The sequence below is a fragment of the Micromonospora sp. NPDC049529 genome (assembly GCF_055586685.1).
Map to the genome: position 1 here is coordinate 492,635 of NZ_JBVJHT010000001.1, position 13,632 is coordinate 506,266.

Genomic DNA, 13,632 nt, shown 5'->3' on the forward strand with positions numbered 1-13,632 from the left:
TCCCGATGCCTCTACTTCGGACGTACGATGCGTGAGGGCGCCGACACGTGCTGGTGGGCCGGTTGTGCCCGCCGTACTCGCCGGATGGCTTCGTGGAGGAGATTGTTCGATGCTGGGTCGCTCCGGCTGGTCCCGTGTCGCCAGGAGCATCCACACGCGCATCCTGCTGTCGTACATCGCGCTGATCATTCTCTCCGGCGGGCTCTGCACGGTCGCCATCCACGAGGTGCTGATGATCCGGCTGGAGACCCGGATCAGCGAGGCGGTGGAGCAGGAGTTCCAGGAGATCAACCGGCTCGTCGCGAACGGCCGGGATCCGCGTACGGGTGCCGCCTTCACCTCCGTGCAGGGGGTCTTCGACGTCTACTTCCTGCGTAACGTGCCGAGTCACGAGGAGGCGGTGCTCGCCTTCGCCGACGGTCGGCTGCACCACGCCGCACTGAGCCGCTTCCCGATCGACCGGCTGCCCGACGACACCATGCACGCCTTCGCCACCTCGGCGCGCTCGTACAGCCTCGACGACGGTCGACCGCCGCTGGACCGGTACGACACCGGCCGGGGCGACGCCTACTACGGGATCCTGCCGGTCCGGGTCGGTGCCAGCAGCGGGGCGTTCGTGGTCACCCTCCTGCCGGTGAGCCAGCGCCGGGAGATCGCCGAACTACAGACGTACGGGGCCGGCGCGGTGCTCGGCGTGCTGGTGCTCGCCTCCGGGTGCGCCTGGCTGGTCACCGGTCGGGTGCTCGGTCCCGTACGCCAACTCACCGAGACGGCCCGACTGATCTCGCAGTCGGACCTGACCCGGCGCATCCCGGTCGGACGGCAGGGTGAGGCGGCCGAGATGGCCCTCACCTTCAACGCCATGCTCGACCGGCTGGAGGCGGTCTTCCGCCGGGAACGCGAATTCATCCTGGACGCCAGTCACGAACTGCGCGGGCCGTTGACCATCTCGATGGGCAATCTGAGCATGCTCGATCCGGAGGACACCGACCGTCCGGAATGGCGTGCCACCATCGCGCTCGTCACCGACGAACTGGAACGCATGGGCCGCATCGTCGGCGACCTCCAACTCCTGGCGGATGTCGCCCACCCGCAGTTCCTCCAACCCGAGCGGATCGACGTAGAGCTGTTCGTCGCGGAACTGGCGGTGAAACTCAGCGCGCTCGCACCCCGGCGCTGGCACGTCGACGACCTCGGCGCCGGCATCGTGGTCGCCGACCGGCACCGGCTCACCGAAGCGGTGATCAACCTGGCCGACAACGCCGTCCGGCACACCGACGACACCGAGACCGTCGCCCTCGGCGCGGCCGTCACCGCCACCGAGTTCCGGCTCTGGGTACGCGACACCGGCTGCGGCGTACCCCTGGACGACCAGCCGCACATCTTCGACCGGTTCCGTCGGGGCAGCCAGGCGCACCTACGTTACCCCGGCTCCGGGCTGGGTCTGTCCATCGTCCGCGCCATCGCCGAGTCGCACGGCGGACGGGCCGAACTCGTCAGCCGGCCCGGCGCCGGCGCCACGTTCACCCTGGTGATACCCCGGCAGACAAGGGAGGGCTGGCACCATGGCCAGGATTCTGATCGCTGAGGACGACCCGCAGATCGCGTCCTTCCTGAAGAAGGGGCTGGCGGCCAACGGCTGGCAGACGGTGCATGTCGCCGACGGCGAGCAGGCCGAACAGTACGGCTGCACCGACGACTTCAACCTGCTCATCCTCGACATCGGCCTGCCCGTACGCAGCGGCCTGGAGGTGCTGCGGTCACTGCGCGCCCGAGGTCGGCGGCTGCCGGTGCTGATCCTCACCGGTCGGGCCCGGGTGCACGACGTCGTCGACTGCCTGGACGCGGGCGCCGACGACTACATGACCAAGCCGTTCCGGTTCGAGGAACTGCTGGCCCGGGTCCGGGCCCGACTGCGCGACGTCGGCTCGGACGAGCCACGGGTGCTGACCGCCGGCCCCGTACGCCTGGATCTCTGGTCCCGCCGGGTCACCGTGCACGGCCGCGACGTGACCCTGACCGGCCGCGAGTTCGCCCTGCTGGAAACCCTGATCCGGCACGCCGGCCGGGTACTCAGCCGGGAACAGTTGCTCGCCCACGCCTGGGGCTACGACTTCGACCCCAGCACCAACCTCGTCAACGTCTACGTCTCCACCCTCCGCAAGAAACTAGGCGAAGACGTCATAGAAACCCTCCGAGGCTTCGGCTACCGCCTCCGCACCACCTGACCCCTCCCCCAACGAAGGGCCACTCCTGTAGAGAAAGAGTGGGAATTCAGCGGGATATTGCCACTCTTTCTCTACAAGAGTGGCGATCTTCGAGGTGGGGGAAGACTGGCAGGGCTGGCACGAGGTGGCCGTCGCACCCTCGGCCGTCGGTGCCGGCGGCTCCGTCGCAGGAGTAGGGTGCCGGCGTGGCGAATCTCTTGAGGGACGTGGCGGCGAAGGTCGGCCGAATGGCCCGGCGTGGACCGGTCCGGGTTCCCGGCCAGCCCACCCCCGCTCAGGTTGCCCGACGGCGGCAGCTCGCGGCCCTGCAACGGCGGGAGCTGACGTACGCGCCGGAGTTGGACGGGCAGGCCGATCCGGGCGAGATCGTCTGGACCTGGGTGCCGTACGAGGACGACCCCCGGCAGGGCAAGGACCGTCCCGTACTGGTTGTCGGGCGTAAGAGCCGGACCCTGTACGGCCTGATGCTGTCGAGCCAGAGTGAGCGCCACGGGCAGCGGAACTGGTTCGCCCTCGGCCCCGGCGAGTGGGACCGTGACAACCGGCCGAGCTACCTGCGCCTCGACCGGGTGCTCACGATGCGCGAGGACTGCATCCGCCGTGAGGGGGCGGTGCTCGACCGGGCCCGGTTCGACCGGGTCAGTCAGGCGCTCCGGGCCGGCTACGGCTGGCGCTGACGCGGGCGTCCGTCCCGTCCGTCGCGTATCGGCATCGGCGCGAGGACGTGCGGACCGCGCGGCTGACCGCGTACTTCCATTGGAACGCGGTATTCGCGAGAGTGTCATTGGGTGAGGGTCACGAGCCGGTGCAGGTCGGCTACAACCTCGTCGTGTGGAACCGGGGACCGGCATCGGCATTGCGCGTCGGACTGGTCATCATGGACACCGACGGGCGGGTGGTGGATCTGGCGGGTGTCGACGACGACGAGTTTCCACTCGACCGACTCGACGGTGGCGCGCGTAATCCGGTGCAGTTCGCCGCGCGGGAGAAGCGCTATCACGGTGTCCGCCGGTTTCGGGCGAAGCTGACCTGGACCGATGGCAACGGCCAGCACGAACATGTGGTCCCGCTACGGAAGGGCCAGACGAGCATGTCGCCCCGACCTGCGGGTCCGGCCACGACGGCTACGAGAACTCGACGTTAGTGTCCGACTCGGTTGCCGGACGTCGATTACGGATTTTAGAAAAAAATCAGGGAAATGAGATTCGTACGACAGGTTGGTCGTTCCGGATAGCCGATCCGGCATTCGCTAAGCCAGATTTAAGGGAGAAATAATCGTTCTGGCTCGAAGCGAACAGGGGTGCGCTCGTAGTCTTCCTTCTCGGAAGAAAGGTGTGCCCCCCACATGAATTTGCGACCCACCCCCAGACAACGTCGTTCCGTGACCGCGCTGCTGCTGCTGAGCGTGGCGCTCGCCGGCGGGTGCAAGGAACTGCCCGGAACCCCCGGCGCCGGCGGCCCGTCCGGCGACGCCGGCATGGGCTCGACCGGCCCCACGACTCCGGCGACCTCCACTCCGGGCGGCCCCTCGGCCACCCCGGGTGCACCGGGCACCTCCGCCAGCCCGGGTGCACCGGGTACGTCGGCCTCTCCGTCGACCAGCACCGCCCCGCCCACCAACTCGGGTGGTTGGGTCGCCATCGACCAGGCCGCGCAGGCCGCCGCGACGGCGGCGTTCTTCGCCCGCAAGCCGAAGCCGGTCACCGGCAACCCGGTCAAGGTGCCCGAGTTCAACGTCGGTTGTACGGTCAGCCACCACAACAGCGACGACCCGATCGTGCTGCCGAAGCTGGCCGGTGCCTCGCACAACCACACGTTCTGGGGCAACAAGTCGACCAACGCGAACTCGACCGCCGAGTCGCTGCGGGCGGCCACCGCCACCACCTGCAACTCTCCTCAGGACCACTCCGCCTACTGGGTGCCGACGATGTACCAGAACGGCAAGGTCGTCGACCCGGACGAGGTGACCGTCTACTACGGTTCCCGCCTCAAGGACCCGAGCAAGACCCAGCCGTTCCCGTTCGGCCTGCGGATGATCGTCGGTGACGCGAAGAACCAGGTCGACACCCCGGACAAGCAGGGCAACCGCTTCTGGTGCGCCGGCATCGGCGGCGAGATCGGACGGAGCGCGGACAAGACCTTCCCGGTCTGCGCGAAGACCGCGCACATCGTCCGCCAGATCACCTTCCCCGACTGCTGGGACGGCAAGCACCTGGACAGCCCGGACCACAAGGCGCACATGGCCAACGGCGACCACACCGGCGCCTGCCCGAAGAGCCACCCGGTGCCGATCCCCTCGGTGTCGTTCGTGATCTCGTACCCGCTCAGCGCCAACACCGACGGCATCACGCTGGCGTCGGGCACCTCGTTCTCGATGCACGCGGACTTCTTCAACGCGTGGGAGGACGACGCGTTGGCGGCACGGGTCCGCAACTGCCTCGACCAGGGCGTGAAGTGCAACTCGGCCGGTAATTTCTAGGCTTTCCCACGTACAGGGCGGCGGCGGTACGGTTCCTCCCCGATCGGGGTCGACCGTCCGCCGCCGTCGTGGTTCAGACGTACCCGCCGCCCTCGTCTTCTCGGGCGTACCCGCCGTGACGGCCGGCACCGGCGGCGAAGCGGGCGGCACCGGCAGCCGCGTCGGCGGCGAGCGAATGGGTGCCGTACCGGAGTTCGGTGGCGAGCGCGACCGGCTCGGGCTGACCGGCGCCCGCGAGCAGTGCCTGCCGGTCGTTGCGCAGGCAGGTCTGGGGAAAATCGGCGAGCTGCGCGGCCAGTTTCTCCGCCGCCGCCCGCGCACCGCCCGGCGGGGCCAGCCGGTTGACCAACCCCATCTCGTACGCCTCGACGGCGGGCACGGCGCGCCCGGTCAGGATCAGGTCCATCGCCCTGCTCTCGCCGATCAGCCGGGGCAGCCGGACGGTTCCCCCGTCGATCAGCGGCACTCCCCAGCGTCGGCAGAAGACGCCGAGCACCGCGTCCGACTCGGCGATCCGCAGATCGCACCAGAGGGCCAGTTCCAGTCCTCCGGCGACCGCGTACCCGGAGATGGCGGCGAGCACCGGCTTGCCGAGTCGCATCCGGGTCGGCCCCATCGGGCCGTCGCCGTCCGGCTCGACCCGGTTGCCGCTGGGTGTTCCGATGGCCTTCAGGTCGGCGCCGGAGCAGAACGTGCCGCCGGCACCCCAGAGTACGGCCACCGAGGCCTTCGGGTCGGCGTCGAAGGCCCGGAAGGCGTCGGCGAGCGCTCGGGCGGTGGGACCGTCGACGGCGTTGCGTCGTTCCGGCCGGTCGAGGACGACCGTTGTCACCGGACCGTTGCGTTCCACCCGTACGACCATCGGTCCAGGATGCCCCGGACCCGCCGGTCGCGGAACCGGCCGCGCGGATCTGCCCACGTCGCGCCCCCTGCCGGGCTGTACGGTCGGGACCAGTGGCGGACCCACGCAACCAGTAATGTCGCCGGGACCGGGCAGTATGGGGCGGGCGTGGCGAGTGTGGAGGAGAACCGGTGGGCAGTTGGGGCAGGGGCAACTTCGACAGCGACACCGCCGCCGACCATCTCGGTATCGTCACCGGTCGGCTGGTCGCCGAGGTGGCCGAGGCAATGGCCGGGGATCCGGTCGAGCTGGAGCCGGACGAGTACTGGGGTGTGGCCGTACCGTGCAACCTGGAGCTGCTCTGTCTCCTCTCCGAGCAGCGGTACGTGGGCGTCGAACTGCCGTCGGAGCAGACGATCGCCGACTGGAAGCAGCGCTATCTGGCGGTCTGGGACGACACCATCGGCGGGCTGGAGCCGACGGCCGACTACGTGTCGCAGCGGCGGGCGATCCTGGTCGGCACCTTCGACCGGCTGGCCGCCGAGGCCCGTCGGCAGGCCGGCACCGACGAGGGCTGACCACCACCAGGGTTGACCGCCGGGCCGGCAGTCAGCGCCGGCGCTCAGTGCTGGCGCTCAGCGCCGGCAGTCAGCGCCGGGTGCTCGGTGCTGGCAGTCAGCGCTGGTCGAGGCCGGCGTGGCGGCGGGTGGTCTCGGTGACAGCGGCCCAGTCCCGGTCGGACTGGCCGTGGGCGACGGCCTCGGTGAAGACGTCGCGCAGCACGCTGCCGAAGGCCAGCGGGACCTGGTGCGACCGCGCGGTGTCCAGGGCCAGCTCGACGTCCTTGCGGCCGAGCGCGAGCCTGAACGCGACCGGTTCGTAGGTCCGGGCGGCGATCATCGCCCCGTAGCCCTGGTATACCGGGCCGGTGAACAGCCCCTCGGTGAGGATGTCGACCAGGAGGGTCGGGTCCAGTTCGGCCGCCTCCGCCACGGTGGTCGCCTCGGCCAGCGCCTCGATCGAGCAGGCGATCAGGTAGTTCCCGAGGATCTTGACCAGGTTGGCGTGCGCGGGCCGGTCGCCGACCGTCCAGGTCCGGCGTCCGAGTACGTCGAACAGCGGTTGCGCCTTCGCGATGGCGGCGCTGTCCCCGGCGGCGAGAATGGTCAGGTTGCCGGCTCGGGCGACCTCGACCCGACCGAGCACCGGCGCGGCGACGTAGTGCAGCCCGTGCGTACGGTGCTGCCGGTCGGCGCGGTCGGCCAGTTCGGCGCTGACGGTGGCCATGTTGACGTGCACGGCGCCCTCGGGTGCGGCGGCCAGCAGCCGGTCGTCGAGCAGGTTCTCGATCACGGCGGTGTCGTTGGCCAGCATGCTGATGACGATCTCCGCCGTGAAGACCTCGGCCAGGTCGGCGGCGGCGGTGGCGCCGCACTCGGTCAGCTCCCGGACCGGGCCGGGGGAGCGGTTCCAGACCCGGACCTTGTGGCCGGCGTCGAGCAGGTTCCCGGCCATGACGCTGCCCATGGCGCCAAGTCCGACAAATCCGATGATCATGCTGGTCACGCTCCTGACTCGCGATGGTGTGCGTATGCCGGCCGGCCGACAGGGGGTGCCGGCGGGCCGGCGGGACGAAGGTTAGCGCATGGAACCAGCTAAGGTGGTTCCATGGGTGTCTCCACGGGTGGTGATCGGCCCCGACCGCGTAACTCGGCGAACTTCCGCTGGGGCAACGGCCGGCTCGCGTTCGCGTACTGCGCGACGCTCGGCGACCGGGGATCGGCGACCCCGCTGGAACGGCTGACCGGCGTCGACGCGCTGCTGCGCTGGGCGGTCGAGGCGCAACTCGCCGACCCGACCGTCCCACCGCCGGTCACCCTCGTGCCCGCGCTGGAACTGCGCGAGGCGATCTACGCCATCGGCCGGGCGGTGAGTGCGGCCGAGCGGCCGAGCGGGGCCGACGTGGCGCTGCTCAACGACTGGGCGAGCCGGCCCGGTGCCGTACCGCAACTGGTCCTGGCCGAGTCGGGCCAGCCGTACAGTCGGATCCGCGCGACCTCGGTCGACCAGGTGCTGGCCGACATCGCCCGCGACGCGGTCGACGCGCTCGGCAACTCAGCGGGTCGCGTACGCCGCTGCACCGCGCCGACCTGCCGGGGCGTCTTCCTGGACGACTCGCCCGCCGGCACCCGGCGCTGGTGCTCGATGTCCACCTGTGGCAACCGGAGCAAGAAGGCCACCTACCGCCGGCAGAACACGAGCACGGGCGCTGCCGTCGGCACCGGTGCGGCGACCGATCAGAGCCCGTAGCCGAGTTCCTCGGCGGCAACCGCCCAGACCTGGTTCTCGTCGCGTACGGCGTCGGGATCGATCCGGCCGATGTGGTCGGTCGTCTCGACGCCCAGCGCCTCCAGCGCCTCGTCGTCGTCCTCGTCGATCTTCCTGGCTTGGCGGGCGGCTCGGGAGTAGACCCGGGATGACTCGACCAGCTGGTCCAGTGACCGGTTCACCAGCGTCGGTGCTTCGTCCTTCGCGACGTACAGGACCGTGCCGTCCTCGCGATCCACGACCAGTGCGGCCACGTCCGGGTCGTCGCAGAGCACCGTGACCGGCCGATCGCCGACCGTCCGCTCGGGAAACGGCGACTGCTGCCAGCGCCCCTCGACGGGCACCTTCGCGTACGTGACCGGACGTAGCGGCGCCAGGATGGCGATGATCGTCTCGTCGGATATCACGCGTGAACGGGGCACGGGTCCAACTCGCGAACTGCGGCGGCGGCGCGTCGCAGAGGTTCACCCTCAACAGCTCGGCCGACCTGGTGAACGTACGGGCCGAGTTGCAGATCTGGGAGTGCACCGGTGCCCCCAATCAGAAGTGGCGACTGGGCTGACTGGCGCGGCGTGGTCGGGAGCCGTCCGTCGCCGACGATTTGGCGTGCTGGCCCCGGCCTCGATCATCGTTCCACGCTCGCGCCGGTGTCGATCGACGACTAAACAGTGGACAGTCGGCTGCGTCAGGGATACCTTGACGTAGTGGATCAGTTGATGAACGCCGCGCTGACCGTCGACGTGGCGCGGGCCGCCCAGGCCGCCGAACACGCGGCGGCCAACGAGGCCAGCCAGCAGGCCGACCTGCTGCTCGGCGGTCGACCCGTACCCGGCTCGGAACAGTGGCAGGTCGAGCAGGATGGTCCCGTCGGGGCCCAACGGGAAGTAGCGGCCCAACTCCTCCGGTTCCGGATCGAGCTGAAGACCGGCATCGACCCGATGGGCAGCCTGATCGGCCTCCGGCGCTGGGGCGTCACCTGGGAGCTGATCGCACGTGCGGCCGGCATCAGTCGCCAGGCCGCCCACGAGCGCTGGGGCCGCCGCGTACGTCAGGTCCTCGACCCGTACGACACCGGCGAACTGGGCGGCCCCGTCCCCAACGACGAACACGACCTGACCTCACCCCCCGGCCCACGGTCGTTGATCTAGGGCAAATGGTGGCGAGCAAAGATCCACCAGCACGTATTCGCCCTAGATCGCGGAAGGGTGGGGGTGGCGGTCGGGGCGGAGGGCGGTGCTGGTGGTGCCGGCGCCGACGGCGATGCCGCCGAGGACGTCGCGTACCGCTTCTCGGGCGTCGTGCCGGGGGTGCCAGCCCAACTCCTGCTCCGCCCGCGAGCAGTCCATCAGCGGCACCCCGGCGGTGAGGTCGATCCAGCCGGGCTCGGTGGGCAGCACCCGCAGCCGCCACGCCACCTTGGCCAGCGTCCGGAGCAGGAAGATCGGCACCGGGATGCTCCGACCGCCCAACTCCTGGGCCAGTACCGGCCCGTCGAGCACCGGCTCGCCGGCGATGTTGAACGCGCCCGCCCGGTCGCTGCGCAGCGCCAACATGTACGCCTCGGCCAGGTCGTCGGCGTGCACCGCCTGAGCCCGTAACCGCTTGTTCCGGGGGATGACCGGCAGCCGCCCCGAGCGCAGCCAGCCGACCGGCAGGATGCGGCCGATGAAGTACCGCTTGATCTGGGCGCCCGCGTCCCGCTGGAAGACCAGGGCCTGCCGCAACCGAATGATCCGCAACTCGGGGTGGTCGTGTTCCACCCCGTCGAGCAGCGCCTCGACCGCCGCCTTGTCCGTGCTGTACCCCGAACCGCCGATCCCGGTCGCCGGCCAGCTCTCGGTCACCCGACGGTCCTTCGGGCCCTGGGCGTACGCGCCGATCGACGAGGCGTACGCGAAGGTCCGGACCCCGGCCCCGTCGATCGCCCGCAGCAGGTGCCGGGTGCCGGTGAGGTTGGTACGCCGCAGCAGCGCCCGACGGTGGCTGGGCTGGATCTGCCAGGCCAGGTGCACCACCGCGTCGACCCCGTGCAGGATGTCGGTCAACCGGGGAACGTTGTCCGGATCGCCGAGGTCGAGCGCGTGCCACTGCACCCTGTCGTACGGGCCACCGCCCTCCGCCGGTGGTGGCCGTCGGGCGATGCCGACCAGCTCGATGTCCGATTCGCCGGTCAACCGGCGCAGCAGCGCGGTTCCGACGTTGCCGGTGGCTCCCGTGATGGCGATCCGCATGTCAACCTCTACCCGACCGCCGCCCGGTCATGCCCGGTCCGGCGTACCCCTCGCGAAACCGGACGGACCCCCGTCGGACCAGCCGGTTTGCCGGTGGAGCGGCGGGGAAAGCGACGCGGATGCGAGCGGTGCTGACGAAACTCGAACAGGCTGCCCAACTGGACCGGGTGGGAGACCAGATCCAGCGGGTGATCTGGTCCGCGCTGCCCCGGCGGTGGATGCGGGACGTCCTCCACGGGGTCTGGCTGGGCCACCCGCTCCACCCGGTGCTGGTGCAGGTGCCGGTCGGTGCCTGGACCGCCAGCGCGATCCTCGACCTGCTGCCCAACCAGCGAAAAGCCTCGACGGCGCTGGTCGCGGTCGGCACCTTCGGTGCGCTGCCGGCGGTTGTCGCCGGCTGGAACGACTGGGCCTCGCTCAGCCAGTCGCAACGCCGGGTCGGCATGGTCCACGCCGTGGCCAACGCGGTCGGACTGGCGCTCTACGGCGGTTCGCTCGGCGCCCGGCTCAGCGGCCACCACGGCATCGGTCGCATCCTCGGTTGGGCCGGGCTGTCGGCGGCGAGCGGGGGCGCGTTCCTCGGCGGGCATCTGTCGTACAAGATGGGCGCCGGGGTGAACCAGGCCGCATCCGACCTGCACCGGATCGACGAGGGCTGGCACCCGGTCGCCGACCTGGCCGCCCTGCCCGAGGCGAGCCTGGTGACCCGGAAGATCAACGACGTTCCGGTGCTGGTCTACCGGGACGGCGAGAAGGTCACCGCGATGCTCGAACACTGCGCCCACCAGGGTGGCCCGCTCGGCGCCGGTGACGTGACCAAGGTCGACGGGCAGGCGTGCGTGGTCTGCCCGTGGCACGGCAGCACGTTCCGGCTGGACAACGGCGAGGTGGTGCACGGCCCGGCCGCCACCGACCAGCAGACCCTGCCCACCCGGATCATGAGCGGGGTGCTGGAAATCCGGATGCCCTGACCAGCTCCGGTCGTGCCAGCTCTCCTCAATCAGGTGCGCCGGTCGAGGCGATCAGTTGCGCCGGTGGCGACCGCCGTCGATGGCGTCGGTGAAGGTGCCGCTCGCCGGTCGCCGTCGCAAGCCGAGCACCGCTCCGATCTGGGCGCCGATGATGCTCGCCACCGCGATCACCGCACTGACCGCCAGCGGCCGGTTCAGGTTGTTCAGCTCACTGGCCCGGGACGCGCCGACCGCGTACGTGCTGACCTCACCCGACTTGCGCGGTGACTGCGGCGCGGGCGGCTTCTCCGGTGCCGGCCACCCGTTCGTCGGCGGTTCGGCCGGTGCGTTCGCTGGCGGCGGTATCGCCACCAGGCCGGTGGCGTGCTTGCGTACGCCCTGGTCGGCTGCGTCCGGGGGCAGGTGCAGCAGTTGGCCGGGCTTGATCCGGTCCGGGTTGCGGATCTCGTTGAGCCGGGCCAGGTCCTGGTAGCGCTCGAAGTCACCGAGATAGCGGTCGGCGATCGTACCGAGGTAGTCGCCGTCCTCGACCCGGTAGACCGGGGCCGGTTCCTCGGCGGGTGCGTTCGGCGCGGCCAGGGTCCCCGGGGCGGTGGCGGCCACCGGAGCGGCCGCCGCGGCCGTCCGGCCGTAGGGGGCCGCCGCCCAGGCGGTCGGGGCGTACTCGGTGGGGTTTGCCGAGGTCGGGGCGGCGATGGCCAGGGCCGGTCGGGCGGCCGGTGTGTGGGGCGCGGCGGCGACCGTGCCGGCGGCCACCGAGGTGGCCGCGGTCGCCGCCGGGCTGGTGACCAGAATCAGCGCCACCGCGCCGATCAGGGCCGCCGCCGCCCGCTGCTGACGGCGCATACCGGGCAGTCGGACCGCCGGCCGGCGCAGGATCCGGGCCGGCAACTCCACGAGTACGGAGAGCGCGAACGTCGCCCAGCCGAGCCAACCGACGATCGCCAGCGCCCGCAGGAACAGTTGCCCGTCATCGCGGCTGGTCAGCGTGTTACCGACTTCCGCGAGGCTCGGTACGTGGTCCGGCAGTGGGTTGCCGGCGAAGGCCAGCAGCGCGATCGGCGCCCCGGCTATCAGTCCGACCAGGATGAGGAGCGAGCAGAGACCGGTGAGGAACTGCCCGGTACGCCGGGCCGCCGATACGCGCGCTGCGGGCATGACGTCGCCTCCCTATCTACGGTTGTTCGGTGAGCGGCCGGGCGGTGGCAGTGCCCTCGATCTGTATTGCGCCGACGCCGACAGCGCTGAGCATGATCGGCTGGTAGGTGAACCGGATCGTGACGGTGATCGTCTGGTTCGGCGGCTCTCCCTGGATGACCGGCGGCGGACCGGTCACCCCGGCGGCGGTCCGGTAGCTGTTGACGGCGGCGATGGCGGCGTTCACGTCGAGCCGTTTCGGCCCCCCGTCGATCGCCGCCCCCAGGTCGATCGCCTGGCCGCCGGTACGGGCCGCTTCGGCGGCGAGGTTGTGGGCGCGCTGCATCGCCATCAGGTGCCGGGTGCCGTCGTACGACAGGCCGATGATCGTGAAGATCGCCAGCATGGCGATCGCGAGGAAGACGCTGACCCGACCGGCGTCTCGGTCCGGCCGCCCGTTCATCCCCGGCTCCGGTAGCGGTCCAGCGGTGATACGAAACGCGCCTTCACGGGTTTGGTCGCCGGTAACCCCAACCCGGCCAGGTCCTTGTACGACACCGTGCAGGTGACCTCGGCGACGATGAAGACCTGGTCGCCGATCGGACGCGCGAAGGCCTGTTGCAGGGTCCAGTTGGTGCCGCCGCTCACCGCCGACGTACCGGAGAGGGTGACGGCGGCGGCCGGTTCGCAGCTCAGTCCCTGCTCGGCCAGGCGTTGGGTCACCGCCGTGCCGCCCGCTGCCCGGGCCTGCGCCGCCGTCCGGGAGATGCTGCTGGCACGGGCCGCGTCGTGCGCTGCCGCCGAGACCGCGTTCTCGGCGACCGCCTGTCGACCGGCCACCACCGCCATCCCGAAGAGAAGCACGAAGACCGGGGCGAGAATCGCCACCTCGACCGAGACCGACCCGCGTTCCCGCCGGCGCCTCGTCACCCGTACGCCCATCCTCATCCTCCCGGCGTGAAGCGCTCGATCGGCCCGCGCGCGTTCTGCCGGACCGTGAGGTTGATCCCGGGCATCACCTGCAGGACGGTTCCCTGCACGGTGGCCGTGGCCACGCCGGTGGCCTCGTTCCGGTCGACGTTGACGCTGGTGACGACGAGCCAGTCCGGAGCGGCGTTGATGTAGGCCCACGCCTTCGCCTCGGCACCCGCTTCGGAGTCGCCGGCGAGCGTACGGGTGGAATTGACGCCGATCTGTGCCGCGTTGAGTGCCACCGCCCGCGCGAGGAAGTACACGCCGGCCTGGATCGACATCATCAGCAGGATGAAGATCAACGGGAACAGGATCGCCAACTCGACGGGAGTGGCACCCCGTTCGGAGCGCTCCTCCGCCCTGCGGTCACCTGCACAGCCCATGCTGGCGCTCCCCACCGTCGCGAGGGTGGGGAGCGCAAGCCTGGGCTGACGTCGGGGCATCG

Annotated in this window: 18 protein-coding genes; 9 read left to right on the forward strand and 9 right to left on the reverse strand. The window is 70.7% G+C overall.

Annotation, left to right across the window (positions count from 1 at the left end):
• Positions 1 to 109 precede the first annotated feature (109 nt).
• The 3 genes from ACZ6QQ_RS02265 to ACZ6QQ_RS02275 all read left to right on the forward strand — a co-directional run bounded on the left by ACZ6QQ_RS02265 (position 110) and on the right by ACZ6QQ_RS02275 (position 2,905).
• Positions 110 to 1,588 (forward strand): sensor histidine kinase, encoded by a 1,479-nt coding sequence (locus ACZ6QQ_RS02265; protein ID WP_465873607.1) that lies wholly within the window; start codon positions 110 to 112, stop codon positions 1,586 to 1,588.
• The gene (locus ACZ6QQ_RS02270) at positions 1,566 to 2,228 is read left to right on the forward strand and encodes a response regulator transcription factor (protein ID WP_465873609.1); all 663 of its coding nucleotides are present in this window, start codon (positions 1,566 to 1,568) and stop codon (positions 2,226 to 2,228) included. The genes ACZ6QQ_RS02265 and ACZ6QQ_RS02270 overlap by 23 nt, the downstream gene beginning before the upstream one ends.
• A gap of 185 nt (positions 2,229 to 2,413) precedes the next feature.
• Entirely contained in the window at positions 2,414 to 2,905 is a 492-nt protein-coding gene (locus tag ACZ6QQ_RS02275; protein WP_465873611.1) for a type II toxin-antitoxin system PemK/MazF family toxin, read from the forward strand.
• 104 nt (positions 2,906 to 3,009) lie between these two features.
• Here the strand turns inward: ACZ6QQ_RS02275 and ACZ6QQ_RS02280 are convergent, their stop codons facing one another.
• Complete coding sequence (locus ACZ6QQ_RS02280) at positions 3,010 to 3,288, reverse strand: hypothetical protein (protein WP_465873612.1); 279 nt, start codon at positions 3,286 to 3,288, stop codon at positions 3,010 to 3,012.
• A gap of 321 nt (positions 3,289 to 3,609) precedes the next feature.
• Here ACZ6QQ_RS02280 and ACZ6QQ_RS02285 point away from each other — a divergent pair, with 321 nt between their 5' ends.
• The gene (locus ACZ6QQ_RS02285; protein WP_465873614.1) at positions 3,610 to 4,707 is read left to right on the forward strand and encodes a DUF1996 domain-containing protein; all 1,098 of its coding nucleotides are present in this window, start codon (positions 3,610 to 3,612) and stop codon (positions 4,705 to 4,707) included.
• A gap of 73 nt (positions 4,708 to 4,780) precedes the next feature.
• Here the strand turns inward: ACZ6QQ_RS02285 and ACZ6QQ_RS02290 are convergent, their stop codons facing one another.
• Complete coding sequence (locus ACZ6QQ_RS02290; protein WP_465873616.1) at positions 4,781 to 5,569, reverse strand: crotonase/enoyl-CoA hydratase family protein; 789 nt, start codon at positions 5,567 to 5,569, stop codon at positions 4,781 to 4,783.
• 170 nt (positions 5,570 to 5,739) lie between these two features.
• Here ACZ6QQ_RS02290 and ACZ6QQ_RS02295 point away from each other — a divergent pair, with 170 nt between their 5' ends.
• Positions 5,740 to 6,126 (forward strand): DUF4259 domain-containing protein, encoded by a 387-nt coding sequence (locus ACZ6QQ_RS02295; RefSeq protein WP_465873617.1) that lies wholly within the window; start codon positions 5,740 to 5,742, stop codon positions 6,124 to 6,126.
• A gap of 97 nt (positions 6,127 to 6,223) precedes the next feature.
• Here the strand turns inward: ACZ6QQ_RS02295 and ACZ6QQ_RS02300 are convergent, their stop codons facing one another.
• Positions 6,224 to 7,114 (reverse strand): NAD(P)-dependent oxidoreductase, encoded by an 891-nt coding sequence (locus ACZ6QQ_RS02300; protein WP_465873619.1) that lies wholly within the window; start codon positions 7,112 to 7,114, stop codon positions 6,224 to 6,226.
• Between the two features lie 102 nt (positions 7,115 to 7,216).
• Between ACZ6QQ_RS02300 and ACZ6QQ_RS02305 the strand changes: the two genes are divergently transcribed.
• Positions 7,217 to 7,858 carry a CGNR zinc finger domain-containing protein gene (locus tag ACZ6QQ_RS02305; protein ID WP_465873620.1) on the forward strand — a complete coding sequence of 214 codons (642 nt, stop codon included), beginning with the start codon at positions 7,217 to 7,219 and terminating at the stop codon, positions 7,856 to 7,858.
• Here the strand turns inward: ACZ6QQ_RS02305 and ACZ6QQ_RS02310 are convergent.
• Positions 7,846 to 8,283, reverse strand: coding sequence for an SUKH-4 family immunity protein (locus ACZ6QQ_RS02310; protein WP_465873621.1), 438 nt, complete (start codon positions 8,281 to 8,283; stop codon positions 7,846 to 7,848). The two genes, ACZ6QQ_RS02305 and ACZ6QQ_RS02310, sit on opposite strands and share 13 nt — an antisense overlap.
• A 2-nt stretch (positions 8,284 to 8,285) precedes the next feature.
• Between ACZ6QQ_RS02310 and ACZ6QQ_RS02315 the strand changes: the two genes are divergently transcribed.
• Positions 8,286 to 8,438, forward strand: a complete 153-nt coding sequence (locus ACZ6QQ_RS02315) for a hypothetical protein (protein WP_465873623.1) — start codon at positions 8,286 to 8,288, stop codon at positions 8,436 to 8,438.
• A 142-nt stretch (positions 8,439 to 8,580) separates the two neighbouring features.
• Entirely contained in the window at positions 8,581 to 9,024 is a 444-nt protein-coding gene (locus ACZ6QQ_RS02320) for a hypothetical protein (RefSeq protein WP_465873625.1), read from the forward strand.
• 42 nt (positions 9,025 to 9,066) lie between these two features.
• Here ACZ6QQ_RS02320 and ACZ6QQ_RS02325 read toward each other — a convergent pair whose 3' ends face one another.
• Complete coding sequence (locus tag ACZ6QQ_RS02325) at positions 9,067 to 10,107, reverse strand: NAD-dependent epimerase/dehydratase family protein (protein ID WP_465873627.1); 1,041 nt, start codon at positions 10,105 to 10,107, stop codon at positions 9,067 to 9,069.
• A 119-nt stretch (positions 10,108 to 10,226) separates the two neighbouring features.
• On the opposite strand from ACZ6QQ_RS02325, the gene ACZ6QQ_RS02330 reads away from it, so the two are divergent.
• A complete protein-coding gene (locus ACZ6QQ_RS02330) occupies positions 10,227 to 11,078 on the forward strand; it encodes a Rieske (2Fe-2S) protein (protein WP_465873628.1) in 852 nt (283 codons plus the stop codon).
• A 51-nt stretch (positions 11,079 to 11,129) separates the two neighbouring features.
• Here ACZ6QQ_RS02330 and ACZ6QQ_RS02335 read toward each other — a convergent pair whose 3' ends face one another.
• The 4 genes from ACZ6QQ_RS02335 to ACZ6QQ_RS02350 are packed head-to-tail and all read right to left on the reverse strand — an operon-like array spanning position 11,130 to position 13,630.
• Positions 11,130 to 12,236, reverse strand: coding sequence for a LysM peptidoglycan-binding domain-containing protein (locus tag ACZ6QQ_RS02335; protein WP_465873630.1), 1,107 nt, complete (start codon positions 12,234 to 12,236; stop codon positions 11,130 to 11,132).
• Positions 12,237 to 12,252: 16 nt separating this feature from the next.
• On the reverse strand, positions 12,253 to 12,678 hold the full coding sequence (locus tag ACZ6QQ_RS02340; RefSeq protein ID WP_465873631.1) for a pilus assembly protein TadG-related protein: 426 nt from the start codon (positions 12,676 to 12,678) through the stop codon (positions 12,253 to 12,255).
• Positions 12,675 to 13,157: a TadE/TadG family type IV pilus assembly protein gene (locus ACZ6QQ_RS02345; RefSeq protein ID WP_465873633.1), complete on the reverse strand. Its 483-nt coding sequence runs from the start codon at positions 13,155 to 13,157 to the stop codon at positions 12,675 to 12,677. Before ACZ6QQ_RS02345 ends, ACZ6QQ_RS02340 begins: the two co-directional genes overlap by 4 nt.
• 2 nt (positions 13,158 to 13,159) lie before the next feature.
• Positions 13,160 to 13,630, reverse strand: coding sequence for a TadE/TadG family type IV pilus assembly protein (locus tag ACZ6QQ_RS02350; RefSeq protein WP_465873634.1), 471 nt, complete (start codon positions 13,628 to 13,630; stop codon positions 13,160 to 13,162).
• Positions 13,631 to 13,632: the final 2 nt, after the last annotated feature.